General features: G+C 57.2%; 8 protein-coding genes and 1 pseudogene. 7 read left to right on the top strand and 2 right to left on the bottom strand.

The genetic code is table 11. The features are described 5' to 3' along the window. Positions 1 to 1,066 precede the first annotated feature (1,066 nt). Entirely contained in the window at positions 1,067 to 1,423 is a 357-nt protein-coding gene (locus tag HO274_RS02480; protein ID WP_273121157.1) for a helix-turn-helix domain-containing protein, read from the top strand. Positions 1,424 to 1,596: 173 nt separating this feature from the next. Here the strand turns inward: HO274_RS02480 and recD2 are convergent, their stop codons facing one another. Beyond that, positions 1,597 to 3,789: an SF1B family DNA helicase RecD2 gene (gene recD2 / locus HO274_RS02475; RefSeq protein WP_273121155.1), complete on the bottom strand. Its 2,193-nt coding sequence runs from the start codon at positions 3,787 to 3,789 to the stop codon at positions 1,597 to 1,599. Between the two features lie 57 nt (positions 3,790 to 3,846). Further along, positions 3,847 to 4,590 (bottom strand): UPF0149 family protein, encoded by a 744-nt coding sequence (locus tag HO274_RS02470; protein WP_273121152.1) that lies wholly within the window; start codon positions 4,588 to 4,590, stop codon positions 3,847 to 3,849. A 784-nt stretch (positions 4,591 to 5,374) separates the two neighbouring features. On the opposite strand from HO274_RS02470, the gene HO274_RS02465 reads away from it, so the two are divergent. The 6 genes and pseudogenes from HO274_RS02465 to HO274_RS02445 all read left to right on the top strand — a co-directional run bounded on the left by HO274_RS02465 (position 5,375) and on the right by HO274_RS02445 (position 14,811). Next, complete coding sequence (locus HO274_RS02465) at positions 5,375 to 6,655, top strand: AAA family ATPase (protein WP_273121149.1); 1,281 nt, start codon at positions 5,375 to 5,377, stop codon at positions 6,653 to 6,655. Next, positions 6,656 to 7,333, top strand: a complete 678-nt coding sequence (locus tag HO274_RS02460) for an RloB family protein (RefSeq protein WP_273121147.1) — start codon at positions 6,656 to 6,658, stop codon at positions 7,331 to 7,333. Next, positions 7,317 to 7,607: pseudogene (locus HO274_RS13485) on the top strand (BrxR family transcriptional regulator); the annotation flags it as partial. The gene HO274_RS02460 and the pseudogene HO274_RS13485, both read left to right, overlap by 17 nt. 13 nt (positions 7,608 to 7,620) lie before the next feature. Next, on the top strand, positions 7,621 to 10,125 hold the full coding sequence (locus tag HO274_RS02455; protein WP_273121145.1) for a type I restriction-modification system subunit M: 2,505 nt from the start codon (positions 7,621 to 7,623) through the stop codon (positions 10,123 to 10,125). Further along, positions 10,118 to 11,476 (top strand): restriction endonuclease subunit S, encoded by a 1,359-nt coding sequence (locus HO274_RS02450; RefSeq protein WP_273121143.1) that lies wholly within the window; start codon positions 10,118 to 10,120, stop codon positions 11,474 to 11,476. The genes HO274_RS02455 and HO274_RS02450 overlap by 8 nt, the downstream gene beginning before the upstream one ends. Beyond that, positions 11,476 to 14,811: a type I restriction endonuclease subunit R gene (locus tag HO274_RS02445; RefSeq protein WP_273121141.1), complete on the top strand. Its 3,336-nt coding sequence runs from the start codon at positions 11,476 to 11,478 to the stop codon at positions 14,809 to 14,811. The genes HO274_RS02450 and HO274_RS02445 overlap by 1 nt, the downstream gene beginning before the upstream one ends. Positions 14,812 to 14,921 lie beyond the last annotated feature (110 nt).

Here is a 14,921-nt window from a genome sequence, read left to right as displayed (position 1 = left end):
CCTCCTGCGCTGCTGACTTAGCACCGCATTGGCCTTGCCGCTCCGTCATAGCAGGCCAATCTGGTGCTTTGTGTTTCTGATCACTACTTTGGGCGTGCGCACTGATTGATTGGCGACGTTACCCAGCCGCGTTGGCTCTACCGAATTCTCACTTTATGAGAAAGCGAGACTAAGGGTCCCAGCAAGAACTATAACTCGATCGCCAAACTCGACTGCCCGTTTCTCAGCTTGAAGCCGAAGCCTGCCTGTCAATGCCGAGGACTGCCTCTGCTAAGGGTTGTCGGATACCTGCCCTCACACACAAGGCTGTCAGGATACAACAGAACGCTGTGGGCAGGTATCCGACAACCCTTAGCAATAGCCGCCATTCGGCTGGTTTGGAGTCACGGTGTTAGGACCCTGATTATTCCCCCGGCCAAATCCCACAATAATCCGCGCGGTAATCGGTGTTCTTCAGGATACTTGTCGCTTCACTTTCTGAGTTTTTATTCTACTTCCAGAGAGCATCCCCCTGCAAATAATGTGGATGAAATGACCTGACTTGCCCACCGCCGTTCGCGTTCGTCGCCTGCGCTCGACCAATTCATGATCACAATCGATGAGCCTGAAACCCGCATGAATCCTGGAGGTGGCCTCTTGAGCGCTCAAGAGGCCAACAGAGAACAAAGAGAGGAAAACGGGGAAAGTGGCACCGGAAACTGGGTCAGGGGCAGGGTGACGCTCAAGAGAAAAACTGCCGGAACCGCGCCAACAGGGGCGTTGCGGGAAAAAAATCCCAACCGATAAGGGTTGGGATTTAAGGTGATGGTGGCAATTCCGAATATGAATCGGCGTCCGCAAGCGCTCAATCAAGCGCGCGGGATCAAGCCGTTGCGCGAGTTTTTCGACCAGAAGTTGTTTCCACCCCAAGGTGCTCAATAACCATCTGCGGCCGGTTCGGGAACTGGGCCACGAGTTCAAACTTGCCGCCCATGCCGGGGGATTTCCCTTGTTAATTAACCCTATGGTTCTCTTTCGTGGTATTTTACAGAAAAATGAGTCAACTTGAGGGTCAGGAGATGAAACAGTGAGTACTCCTTTCGGCAGTCGGCTACGACGATTGCGCCAAGAACGAAAATTGACAATGGAACAACTGGCAGAGGCCGTGGGCGTTTCAAAAAGTTACATCTGGGCCCTGGAAAACAACCCTGAACAGCGTACCCAGCGTACCTCGGTCACTGTGATGAACAATCTTGCCAAGGCCCTGGGTATTACCCTTCAGGACTTGCTGGGTGAAGCACCATCCGAAGCGTTGGGCGGAGAGGCTAATCCGGAGGATGTAATTTTTTTCCGGAATTACATGAGCATGGATGCAGATGATCGCGAGACCTACCGGCAGATGCTGGAGTTTTTCAGGAAGCAAAAAGACAAGTGTGTAAATTAGCGCGCAATTTTTTCCAGGAAACAGCGCATGCTGTTACCAGCAGTATCGATGTAATGCCTTATTTTATGCAGCTTGCGCGGTCTTTGCCAGTTTTCTGGTATTCATAAAAACTGGCAAATCAAGCACGCTGATTTACACCACTGGCTCTACGTTTGGCAGAATTGTTCAAAAATTTAGCGCAGAGATAGTCGTTCCGCCAACTTCGACCAGCGCCGGTCAGTTTGTTTGCTCTTTATCGCGATGGCCAGTGCGCGCATCTGGCCCACCAGCACAACTAATTTTCTGCCACGCGTAATGCCAGTGTAGATCAGGTTGCGCTTGAGCATGGGGTAGTGCTGCGTGGATACCGGAATCACCACGACCGGAAACTCCGACCCTTGGGATTTGTGGATGGTGGTGGCATAGCACAGCGCCAGTTCGTCCAGTTCTCCGAAGGCATAGACGACTTCTCGTCCGTCGAAATTCACGCTGAGTTCCTGCTCTTCCAGATCGATCTTGCCGACATACCCGATGTCGCCGTTGTAGACATCCTTGTCATAATCATTCTCGGTCTGCATGACCTTGTCGCCGTGGCCGAAGCGATACCCAAACTTTTCGATGCCATGATCACCAGGGGGATTGAGCGCCTGCTGCAGCATCTGGTTCAGTCCGCGTGCGCCAGTCAGGCCACGGTTCATGGGACAAAGCACCTGGATCTCACGCACAGGATCGATCTTGTATTTTCTGGGGATCCGGGTCTTGACCAGATCGACGATAGTTTGGGCGATGGTTTCGGGTTCGTCCACCGATACCAGATAAAAATCCGATTCCTCACCTTTCTGCGGCAGACTGGGGAATTCGCCCCGGTTGATCTGGTGGGCGCTACGCACGATACGCGAAGAAGAAGCCTGCCGGAACACTTCGGTGAGTCGAATGACAGGAACCTCACCAGACTCGATCAGGTCGGCAAGAACCTGACCGGGACCGACAGAAGGCAACTGGTCGATGTCGCCGACGAAGATCACCGCTGCTGCACGGGGAATTGCCTTCAACAGTTGATTGGCCAGTAACACATCAATCATGGAGCATTCGTCGGCGACGATCAGGTCGCAATCAAGGGGATGGTCTTCGTTGAATTTGAACTGCCCATTCATTGGGTTGATTTCGAGTAGGCGGTGTAGGGTCTTGGCCTCCATCCCGGTTGTCTCGGCCAATCGCTTTGCGGCCCTGCCAGTCGGTGCGCACAGTAGCGCTCTGATGTGCTTGGCGCGCATGATCGTGAGGATGGCGTTGATCAGCGTGGTCTTCCCCACGCCGGGTCCGCCAGTGATTACCAGCAGTTTTGAAGTCAGCGCAAGTCCCAACGCTTTCTTCTGGCTCTCCGCGAGAGTGACGGAAAGTTTCTGCTCCACCCAGGGAATGGCCTTGCCGACATCAAAGTCCGGCCAGGGTGGATGACCGGTCTTGAGACGGTGGACCTGAGTGGCGATTGAGCATTCGGCATGAAATAGCGGTGCCAGAAATATGCAGTCTCGCCCTTCAATGGTGTCGAGGCAGACCGCTTCTCCGGCAATTTCCTGTATGACGGCCTGCCGGATGATTTCTGCGGGAATCTCGAGGAGTTTTTCTGCGAGGGTGACCAGTTGTTCGTAGGGCAGACCGCAATGCCCTTCAGAAGAGGCTTCGGTCAGCGCATAAGAGATTCCCGCCTGCGCACGAAGCGGAGAATCCCTGGCGATGCCAATTTTCTGTGCAATGGTATCCGCCGAAAGAAAACCGATGCCGCGAATGTCCCGTGCCAGGCGATAGGGATTCTCCTTCACGATATCGATCGCATTCTGGCCATAGGTCTTGAAAATCCGCACGGCGCGCGAGGTGGAGACGCCGTGGGCGTGCAAAAACACCATGATCTCGCGGATGATTTTCTGGTCTGACCAGCCGGATGAAATCTTTCTGGCGCGAATCTCGCCGATACCTTCTACTTCGCGCAACCGTTCCGGCATCTGATCAATGATGTCGAAAACTTCTGCGCCGAAAGCCTTGACTAGCCTGCCTGCATATACCGGACCGATGCCCTTGACCATGCCTGAACCCAGATAGCGCTCTATTCCGGACAAGGTATTGGGGGGAGAGACTTTGACGACGAGGGCGCGAAATTGCCTACCATGTTCTCGGTCTATGGCCCAGTTTCCGGATGCCGAGACATATTCTCCGGGAGAGATCATGGGGGTATGTCCGATCAGGGTGACGAGTTCGCGTTCTCCCTTGACCTTGAGGCGCAGGACGCAGAAGCCGTTTTCGGCGTTGTGGAAGGTGACGCGCTCGACCAGACCGGCCAGGCGCTCATGTTCGCTGGTCGTTTCTTGCGGAATTCTTGGATTCAGCATAGGAGGCGTAGCCGAAAAATACGAAAGGACGGCAAGCGGTGCAGAGTACCGTCTCAATCAATGGAATAACTCATCGGATCCACAGCACTTCTTGAATTTCTTGCCGGAACCGCACGGGCACGGGTCGTTGCGTCCCACTTTGGCATCGCTTCGGCGAAAGGGCTGTGTTTCATCATCGTGTGAAGTACGGATGTTCCCGATACGCGACTCAATTGCCTGCATGCGTTGGGGCTCGAAATAAGTGTGCAGGGCCTCTATGACATCTGGAATGGACTCATAAGCTTCCTGAATCGCGCGTTTCTCGTCGGCACTCTCTGAAAGAATCTCCCAACCCGGCTCGGTTCCCAGGAGCACCATGGGTGCAACCAGTTCGGTGCGATCCTTCATGATGGATCGCCACCAGGGTTCAAGAAATACCGCGGCACCGAGCATGAATCCTTCGCACCAGCCTTCAGCATCGTAAAACTCACTGTTGTCAGGTTGAGGTAGTACAAATAGCAGGGGGCCGAAGCGGTCCTCGTCGATTGTGGTTGCTACCGTGTTGTAATGGCGCATGATCAGGTTCGAGATGCGGCTCGCCTCATCCAGCGTGTCGAATTCGGGAGATTCTTCGCCATTGTCCATATCCCATACCCATGGTAACCAGCGGCTGGGAAGGATTACATCGGGATTGAGTACGACGGCTGCCAGAAAACCATCGAAAGTGGAAATATCCATACAGGATCCCGGCGATTTATCAGAAAGCAGAAAATCATCCAGTTCGTTGATTTCATCATCGGTAAGAGGCTGGTTCACATTCATCGGAGAATCCCTTATCGAATAGTGCTGACGGTTTCGAGTTTTCAGTTCAACACCTGACGGTGGCTGCCGTAGCGCACCGTTACTTCGAATAATACTTCTTCTGAATCCAAGTGCTTTTTTGAGTCTGTGGTTGAGGCGATTCACAGCCTGCCATTCCCTGTTTCGGTCGCCTACGCTCACCCAATTCGTGATCATAACCGATGAGCCGGAAACCCGCATGAATCCTGGACGCGACCTCTTGAGCGCTCAAGAGGCCAACAGAGAACAGAGAGAGGAAAACAAGGAAAGTGGTACCGGAAACTGGGTCGGTTGCAGGGTAACGCTCAAGAGAAAAACTGCCGGAACCCCGCCAACAGGGGCGTTCCGGGCAAAAAAATCCCAACCGATACGGGTTGGGATTTAAGGTAATGGTGGTGTAATCGCCACCCGTTTCAAACCGCGTCTGTAATGCAGTTGCGGAAACCTGTGGGTTGACGCGAAACACTGCGGAATCAGCATGTTACTACCAGCAGCCCTCCTGGTTTTTGCCTTCAATTGGCGCTGCCCACATATTCCGATCGGCCATCAGTTCGATTCCCATTCGCACAATCGAACCCGCGTCCGAGCAGGATAGCAAACCTTGTCGGTAAAGGGCGTCGATTCGAGGATTTGGCTGTTACCGGAACTCCTTTGCGCAGTGTGCGGCCTGAAATGCTCACATAAATAACCAAATTCAACTAAAAAAACCCTTGACTTTATGCAACAAATTGTCAAAAATAGGTTTGTTTTTTTATTGGAGGCGTAAATGCTGGTCGAATTCAAGGTGGTCAACTACCGCTCGATCCGCGAAGAACAGTGCCTCAGCTTCGTGGCGTCAGGCGACAAATGGCTGGAAGGCACCCACTGCGTTGCCACTGGTAAGACAGCTGTGCCTAAACTGTTGCGCTCTGCAGTGATCTATGGTGCCAATGCTAGCGGCAAGACCAACCTGATCTTTGCCTTGATGACCATGCAGCAGCTCGTGCTTAACTCCACGCGCCTGCTGGAGCCCCAGTTCCGCGAGCAATACACACCGTTCCTGCTGGATGTCGATTCGCGTCATCAAGCCACCCAGTTCGAGATCACCATATTGCTGGACGGCGTTCGCTATCAGTATGGGTTCGCCCATGACGCCGAGCGAGTCCGTGGTGAGTGGCTGCTGGTCTACCAGTCCAACAAGGCACAGCGCTGGTTCGAATATCACTATAACCCGGAAACCGGCAAAAACGACTGGGAGCCGTTTTCTGTTCATTTCAAAGGCGAGAAGAAAGGCCAGCGCGAGATATGGAAAGCCAACACTGGCACCCGTGCACTGTTTCTCACGCAAGCCGCTCAGTCCAACAGCCGGCAACTGCAGCCACTGTTCAACTGGTTTGCCAACGACCTGATCGTGCTGCCAGCACGATCAGAATTTAATCTGATACCTACACTGCTACGTCTGGAAGATCCTCATTACAAAGAGTGGGTGCTGCGCTTGATGAATGCTGCCGACATCCACATCAGTGACATCAAGGTGGAAAAACGCAAGAGCCAACAAATCGAATTCAAGTTTGAGCCTGGCAAGCTACCCGAGTTGCGTACCTTTGATGGCGATCTGCCGGATGTCGAGTTCTGCCACAAGACCAGCGACGGGATGGAACAGTGGTTCGACCGTCGCTACGAGTCCTATGGCACGCTGCGGCTACTCGGTTATGCGGCTCCGCTGCTGGATGCCATTGAAAATGGCAAGCTCATCGTGGTGGATGAGTTCGACACTAGTCTGCACCCCTCACTGACACGCTATGTATTGAGAATGTTGCACAAGCCGCACCTGTCCCAAAATGGGGCGCAACTGTGGATGACCACGCACGACACCTCGCTGCTGGACCCAGAACTGCTGCGCCGCGATCAGGTTTGGTTTGTCGAGAAGAAAAAAGACCAAAGCACCGAACTCTACGGCTTAACGGAATTCAGCCCGCGTAAGGACGAGGCCATCGAGCGTGGCTACCTGCAGGGGCGCTATGGCGCTATTCCCTTTCTCAGCGAATTCTTGTTCTGGGGAGGCTGAATGCGGGAGAACCATGCGAAAAACCGACAACTGGTTAAGGAGCGCGTTAAAGCCGGACGCAAGAAAGCAGAAAGGCGCGAATTGGGATCAGCCCTATTGGTCTGCGAAGGCGAGTGCACCGAGCCGTTTTATCTGCACGGCTTGCTCCAGCACCTCGGCATCAACGCGGCAAGTGTTGAGATTATCGAGGGCCAGTCGAAAAGCAATGCCGTGGCCGTGGTCAACCGCGCCAGTCGGCGTTTCGAGCAGATACCGCGTGATCGCGTGTTTGTGCTGGTCGATGCCGAACAGGCCGATTTAGCGCGGGCGCTCAAACTATGCAAGGTGCCCCTGCAGCGTGCCAACAAAAAAAAGGGGCTGCCGATGATCTGCATCGAGCCCATCATTAGTACGCCCTGCTTTGAAGTATGGCTCCTGCTGCATTTTCGTTACTGTGACCAGACATTTAGGCGGTTTGCGGATGTGCTTCCTGAATTACAGGCTAGCCTGCCTGACTACCGCAAGGCCGATCCGCGAATTTTCATGAAAGTCGGAGGGGGCGAAGGCCTAGAAAGAGCCGTGCTGCACGCCGCTCGGCTGCGCGCGGCCTTGGCACAAACCGCTTCAAAAAACCCAGTTACTGACGTGGATAGGCTAGTCGAAGCCCTGCGCGCCATCGCGCCACCCGCCCAGAACTGAGATCGCCGAGATGGATTACGGGATAATTTGCGGATCGCTGAGGATGAAATTACGGGCAGCCACTGCTGGAGATAGTCTGCGAAAATGGAATGTTGATTACTCGCTGGATCACAGCCTGCGCGGCCATGAGTACCGACTTTGGTTGAAAGACCACCTTGCCATTTACGGTGTGCGCAATGCCGTCTTGGCGCCGGGTTACCGCTCGCCAGATACGCAAAAAACCTCGAGCAAGGCTGACTGGTGCGTTGCGCCAATACAGAACAACCGAATTTGACTGGATTCCCTACATGCCCTTAACCCTGCCACAGTTAGAACGCCACCTCTTCAAAGCCGCTGACATTTTGCGCGGCAAGATGGATGCCTCCGAGTTCAAGGAATACATCTTCGGGATGCTGTTCCTCAAGCGCTGCTCCGACGTCTTTGAACAGCGCCGCGCCGAAGTGATCCAGCTCGAAATCGATGCAGGCAAGACGCCTGCCGAAGCTGAAATCTCAGCCGAGAACAAGCGTTGGTACAAGAAGGATGGATATTTCTGGGTGCCGAAGGAGTCGCGCTACAGCTACCTGGTCGGCAACTCGCGTCAGGCCAATGTCGGCAGCCTGCTGAGCAAGGCACTCGCCGGGATTGAAGGCGACAACGTCAGCCTTTACGACGTCCTGGAGCACATCGACTTCACCCGCAAGATCGGCCAGAGCAAGATCCCCGACATCAAGCTGCAGCAGCTCATCACGCATTTCAGTCTGCACCGCCTGCGCAATGAAGACTTCGAGTTCCCAGACCTGCTCGGTGCCGCCTATGAATACCTGATTGGCGAATTCGCCGATTCGGCGGGCAAGAAAGGCGGCGAGTTCTATACGCCACGCTCGGTGGTGCGGATGATGGTGCGGCTGATCAAGCCCAAGCTCCAGCACGATATCTACGACCCTTGCTGTGGCTCCGGCGGCATGCTGATCGCCGCCAAGGAGTACATCGACGAGCACGGCGAAGACGGCCGCAAGGCCAACCTGTTCGGGCAGGAGTTCAACGGCACGGTGTGGTCCATCGCCAAGATGAACATGCTGCTGCACGGCATCAGCACAGCCAACCTTCAAAACGAGGACACCCTGGCCGAGCCGCAGCACGTCGAAGGCGGCGAGTTGATGCACTTCGACCGCGTGCTCACCAATCCTCCGTTCTCCATCCACTGGGGCAATACCGAGAAGGATGCCGACGGCAATGCCGCCTATAAGCCCAAGTTCGAGGCCGAGCGCTTCCCCTACGGGCAGGTGCCGCTGGGCGCCAAGAAGGCCGACCTGATGTTCCTGCAGCACATGCTGGCCGTCACGCGCGACGGCGGCATGGTGGCCACCGTTCTGCCCCACGGTGTGCTGTTCCGGGGCGGTGAGGAAAAAACCATCCGCGCCGGCATCATTGAGGACGACCTGCTCGAAGCCGTCATTGGCGTCGCGCCCAACCTGTTCTACGGCACCGGCATTCCGGCCTGTATTCTGGTGTTGCGCCAGCGAGTGCAGAACGGTGCCAACCGCGTCAGCGGCAAGCCCGCCGAGCGCCAGGGCAAGGTGTTGTTCATCAACGCCGACCGCGAGTTTTTCGAAGGCCGCGCGCAGAACTACCTGCTGCCCGAGCACATTGAGAAGATCGTCACCACCTTCGACGAATTCCGCGCCATCGACGGCTTCTCGGCCATTGTCGATAACGCCACCATCAAGGCCAACGATTACAACCTCAACATCCGCCGCTACGCCGACAACGCCCCGCCGCCTGAGCCGCACGACGTGCGCGCCCATCTGGTAGGCGGCATCCCCAAGGTCGAGGTGGCCGATAAAGCCGCGTTGTTCAGTGCCCACGGCCTGAATGCTATGGACCTGCTGGTGGAAAGGGACGCCAAGTATTTCGACTTCGCGCCCGCCCTCGATACACGGCAGGCACTCAAGCCGACCATCGAAACCAATGCCGGTCTGGTCGCCAAGGAAGCGGCCATCCGCGCCGCCTTCGAGCAATGGTGGCAAGACCACAGCGCCCGCATCACGGCACTCTCTGGGCAGATGGACAACGCTGCCAGCCTGGTGGCCCTGCGCAACGACCTGCTGGCCAGCTTCAGCCAAAGCCTGGAAGCCATCGGCCTGCTCGACCCCTTTCAGGTGCGCGGCATCGTCGCAGGGTTCTGGTACCAGACCAAGTACGAGTTCCTCACCCTGATGGCGCGCGGCGCCAAGGGCGTGGCCGATGCTTGGCGCACCAGCATCGTCACCGCGTTGGAAGACAAGGCCAGCAAGGAAAGCCCGCTGGAGCACAAGCTGGTCAAGTTCCTGATGAGTGATTTCGTCGAGGCCATCACCGAACTGGAAGCCAAGAAGGCCGAACTGGACAGCCAGATCAAGGCCGCCAGCCCCAAGGATGCCGAGGGCGAGGACGGCGAAGCCGCTGAGGCGGTGGAAGACGAAGCCGACGAAGAAAACGTCATGGACGAAGCCCAGCTCAAGGCCTGGAAGAAGGAGCTCACCGCCGTCAAGAAGCAACTCAAGGCCAAGAACGACAGCTTCAAGCAACACATTGCCTCTGCTGTTGACGGGCTGACGCCCGAAGCCGCCGCCGAGTTGCTGCTGACCATTCTGCACAACGACATGCGATCAATAGTCGAGCGCTACATGGCCGCGCAGCGCAAGCAGATCGTGGCCGCTTTCGAGAACTGGTGGGATAAGTACCGCGTTACGCTGACCGAGATAGAAGGCAATCGGGATGACGCAGCAGCGGCGCTTCAGGGGTTCTTGAAGGGGCTCAAGTATGTCTGATCCAATGAACGTCCAACCCCGCCACCAATACGGTGCCTTCCTGAAGCAGTTGCCTGACGACTGGGAGCAGAAAGAGATCACTCAGATAGGGGCCGTTGTTGGCGGCGGCACACCGTCACGCGAGGTGCCATCCTTCTGGCGGGGATCAATCCCATGGGCAACGCCGGGCGAAGTCAGTGGTGAAGATGCCAAACTGCTCCACGATACGAACGACCACATCAGCGCCTCGGGTCTGGCTGGTAGCGGCGCGAACCTGCTGTCTGCCGGGTCACTGCTAGTAACAACGCGCGCAACGCTGGGTGCCCGCGTCATCAATGCTGTGCCCATGGCAACAAACCAAGGCTTCAAGTCTATTGTATTCAAAAGACCCGAGGAAGCCAGCTACTACTTCCACCTCCTTGAAAAGGTGAAGCCCGAACTGGTACGTCGTGCTTCGGGAACCACCTTTTTGGAAATTTCTGCCGCTGAATTTGGCTCCATCAAAGTGCCCAGCCCGTCGCCGAACGAGAAGCAGAAGATCTCCCAGATTCTCGACACCCTCGACACCGCCATCCACGAAACCGACGTGGTCATCGCCAAGCTCAAGGCCGTCAAGCAGGGCATGCTGCACGACCTGCTGACGCGCGGCATAGCCGCCAACAACGAACTGCGCCCGCCCCAGGCCGAGGCGCCGCATCTCTACAAGGAGTCGCCGCTGGGGTGGATTCCGAAGGAGTGGGGTGCGGTTACGTTGAGCGCGTGTTCTTTGAAGATTGCCGACAGAGACCACACGACTCCGCGATATATCGAGGATGGCGTTCTCATCGTTTCTCCGACTAACTTGCTGGATGACGAGGGCATTGACTTTGTGTCTAGCAAGCGAATTTCCCGCCGCGCTCACGAGATCAACTGCAAGAAAACGGACTTGGCTCCGGGAGACATTGTTCTGCATCGCATTGGTGCAGGCTTGGGGCGAGTTAGGCTTGTCACTGCTGAAATGCCGGAGTTCAGCATCCTCCATAGCATGGCGCAGATCAGGCCCAACCTGAATGCAATGACTAGCCATTTCATGCTTTGGGCAATGCGAGCCGAGTCTACGAAGAATCAGATGGGTTTGGGTACCCAAAGCATCGGAGTGCCTGATCTGGGGCTGGACAAGATCAGCAACTTCATCGTTCCTAAGCCTCCGTTGGAAGAGCAGCGGCAGATTGCTGAACGTCTAGTCGCGCTACAAACAAGGATCGATGCCGATTCAAATGACTATGCAAAGCTAGTGACATTGAAGTCCGGACTCATGGACGACCTCCTCACCGGTCGCGTCCGCGTCACACCCCTGCTGGCCGAAGCCGCACAACAACATGGGAGCGCCTGATGGGATGGGAACTTGATGACGTCGAAAAGCCTTTCGTAGCCCAATTGCAGGCGCTGGGTTGGGCACATATCGAGGGCAGTATTGACGACCCGTCGGTGACCGGCCGAACCGGCTTTGCCGAGGTCATCCAGGAGGGGCTGTTACGCGAACAACTGCGCTCGCTGAACCTTGGACCCGACGGTGCGCCCTGGCTGGACGAGGCGCGGCTGCTTGAGGCTGTATCAGCCATCACCCGGCTGGGCACGCACAAGCTAATGGAGGCCAACGAGAAGGCGACATCGCTGTTGATCCGTGGCTTGACGATGGAAGGACTGCCCGGCTGGGACGGCGGGCGCGGCCAGACGATACGCTATATTGACTGGGACACCCCGGCCAACAACCGCTTCACGGTGATCAACCAGTACCGCGTCGATTGCCCGCCCGGCTTCAACAGCGCCAAGCAATTCATCGTGCCCGATCTGGTGCTGCTGGTGAACGGTATCCCGCTGGTGGTGGTGGAGTGCAAGAGCCCGTCCGTCCCCGAGCCGCTGGCCGAGGCCGTTGACCAACTGCGGCGCTACAGCAACCAACGCAAGGCCGCGTTTGAGGTGGACGACAACGAGGGCAACGAGGCGCTGTTTGCCACCAACCAGTTGCTGGTGGCCACCAACTTCGACGAGGCGCGCGTGGGTTGTGTCGGCGCGGACTTTGAGCATTACGCCCAGTGGAAGACGGTGATCGACCCGGATGGCTCTGGAAGTGAGATCGAGGTGGCGCAGGCACTCGGCAAGCCCGCCCTCTCCGAGCAGGAGCGCTTGATCGCCGGGTTGCTCACCCCCTCGCATTTGCTGGATGTGGTGAAGAACTTCATGTTGTTCATGCAGACAGGCGGCCAGACCATCAAGACGGTGTGCCGCTACCAGCAGTACCGGGCGGTGAATCGGGCGATTGCACGCCTCAAGACCGGCCAGACGCGGCTGCAGCACGGCGAACACGACAAGCGCGGCGGCATCATCTGGCATACCCAGGGTTCGGGCAAGAGCCTGACGATGGTGTTCCTGGTGCGCAAGATGCGCGCGGATGCTGACCTAAGGCGCTTCAAGGTCATTGTCGTCACCGACCGCAAGGACTTGCAGGGTCAGTTGTCCGTGACCGCCACGCTAACCGGCGAGGTGGTGGACGTGGCCGAAAGCACGGCGGGCGTGAAAGCGCTGGCGCGGCGCAAAGGACCGGGGCTGATCTTTGCCACGATCCAGAAATACCGCGACCCGGATAGTGCCGGTGATGCGCCGTTGACGGCGGACGATTTGCCAAAAGTTAAAGAACCCAAGGCCGTCTACAAAGCCGACGAAAAGTTTGAGGTACTGAACGAGGACGACAGCATCCTCGTGCTGGTGGACGAGGCGCACCGCACCCAAGCGGGCGACCTGCATGCCAACTTGCTGGCCGGGTTGCCCAACTGCGCGCGCATTGGCTTTACCGGCACGCCGATCATCATGGGGGACAAGAAGCGCACCCACGAGATTTTTGGCGAGTTCATTGACCGCTACACCATCAAGGAAGCCGAGGCCGACGGCGCGACAGTGCCGGTGCTCTACGAGGGCCGCACCGCCAACGGAGCAATCAAGGACGGCACCAGCCTGGACGAACTATTCGAAGACCTATTCCGCCAGCACTCGCCGGAGGAGCTAGAGGCGATCAAGCAGAAGTACGCCACCAAGGGCCATATCTTTGATGCCCCGGCGCTGATCGCCGACAAGGCTCGCGACATCCTTCGTCACTACGTGACCAACATCCTGCCCAACGGCTACAAGGCGCAGGTGGTGGCGTACAGCCGGTTGGCGGCCATTCGTTATTTCGATGCGTTGCGGTCAGCTCGAGATGAGTTGCTGGCTGAGGCCAACGCGCTCTCGCCCGAGGACAAGGTGCTGGATGACGAGGCGCTGTGTCAGCGTCCTGTGAGTGTGCAGGCTGTGGTGCAGGCCTGGCGCTACCGCGACACCCTGGCGCGCATTGAATTCGCGCCCATCATTTCGGGTAGCAACAACGATGACCCGGCGTGGAAGCAGTGGACCGACGGCGCGGCGCACGAGCAGTTGATCAAGCGCTTCAAGAAGCCGCTGTTCAATGCCAAGCCCGAGAAGACCGACCCGCTGGCCTTTTTGGTCGTGAAGTCGATGCTGCTCACCGGCTTTGATGCGCCGATCGAAGGCGTGATGTATCTCGACCGCCCGATCCGCGAGGCGGAGTTGCTGCAGGCGATTGCCCGCGTCAACCGCACCGGATTCGGCAAACGCTGCGGCATCGTGGTGGACTACTACGGCGTGGCCCAGCATTTGAAGGAGGCGCTGGCAGCCTACGCCGATGAGGACGTGGAAGGAGCACTAGCCAGCCTGAAGGACGAGGTGCCGGTGCTGCGCGATCGGCACCTGCGCGTGGTAGACCTGTTCCGACAGCGAGGCATCGAGTCACTGGAGGACACCGAAGCCTGCGTCGAGGCATTGGGCAGCGAGAAGCTGCGCGCCGAGTTCACCGTTAAGCTCAAGGCTTTCTTGGGATCACTGGATACGGTGCTGCCGCGACCGGAAGGGTTGCCCTATTCGCGCGACGCCAAGCGCCTGGCCTACATCTACGCCCGCGCCCGCAACCGCTACAAGGACACGCCGGTATTGGGCAAGGACGTCGGTGCCAAGGTACGCAAGCTGATCGACGACCACGTGATCTCGCTGGGTGTCGATCCGAAGATTCCGCCGATTCAACTGACTGATGCTGCCTTTGAGAAGCACCTGCAGAAAACAGCCCGTGAAGCAGGCGTTGCAGCCAGTCGTGCAGTGGCATCCGAAATGGAACACGCAATCCGTTCGCACATCCGCAAGCACACTGATGAAGACCCGGTGCTGTACCGTAAGCTGTCGGAGCATTTGAACGACATCCTCAAAACTCTGGGTGAAAAGTGGAACGAGGTGATCTCGCAACTGCAGAAGATCATCGACGAGCTGTGCACCGGCAAGGCGGGCAGCGCCGATGCACCAAGTGACTTGCCCGAACACTGCGCGCCATTCCTGCGCACTGTCTTGGACATGGTGTGTGCTGGCCAGATGCCAACCGCAGCCGAGTTGCTGCGCCTAAAGGATGTGACCGTGGAACTGGTGGACCTGCTGGTGCAGGAGCTGCAAGGCAACCGCGATATCTGGAGCCCCCACAAACTCGCGGCACAGGAAGACCTGAACACGCAACTGTTCGTGCACTTGATGCGCCTGCGGCCCCCCTTGGTGGATACCGACAAGGCGGGTGTGCTGGCGGATAAGTTGATGGAGCAGGCGCGCGCCAACCACGACAAGCTGGTGCAGGTGTAAAGCCATGCTGGCATCCCTGAAATCTACCAACCACCACGCGGACAGCACTGCGGCCGAGGCAGAGGCTTGCATCCAGGTGGACGACTTGCAATTCACGATACGGCGCAGTG

The sequence above is a fragment of the Ferrovum myxofaciens genome (assembly GCF_013181415.1).
GTDB lineage: Bacteria > Pseudomonadota > Gammaproteobacteria > Burkholderiales > Ferrovaceae > Ferrovum > Ferrovum myxofaciens.
The sequence above is the reverse complement of the archived record's forward strand: the minus strand, read 5'-3'. Positions and strand labels throughout refer to the sequence as shown.

Bases quoted from the DNA above. Each gene is read 5' to 3' on its own strand.
- recD2 (WP_273121155.1), bottom strand. From the start codon at position 3,789: ATGCTGAATCCAAGAATTCCGCAAGAAACGACCAGCGAACATGAGCGC.
- HO274_RS02470 (WP_273121152.1), bottom strand. From the start codon at position 4,590: ATGAATGTGAACCAGCCTCTTACCGATGATGAAATCAACGAACTGGAT.
- HO274_RS02465 (WP_273121149.1), top strand. From the start codon at position 5,375: ATGCTGGTCGAATTCAAGGTGGTCAACTACCGCTCGATCCGCGAAGAA.
- HO274_RS02460 (WP_273121147.1), top strand. From the start codon at position 6,656: ATGCGGGAGAACCATGCGAAAAACCGACAACTGGTTAAGGAGCGCGTT.
- HO274_RS02455 (WP_273121145.1), top strand. From the start codon at position 7,621: ATGCCCTTAACCCTGCCACAGTTAGAACGCCACCTCTTCAAAGCCGCT.
- HO274_RS02450 (WP_273121143.1), top strand. From the start codon at position 10,118: ATGTCTGATCCAATGAACGTCCAACCCCGCCACCAATACGGTGCCTTC.
- HO274_RS02445 (WP_273121141.1), top strand. From the start codon at position 11,476: ATGGGATGGGAACTTGATGACGTCGAAAAGCCTTTCGTAGCCCAATTG.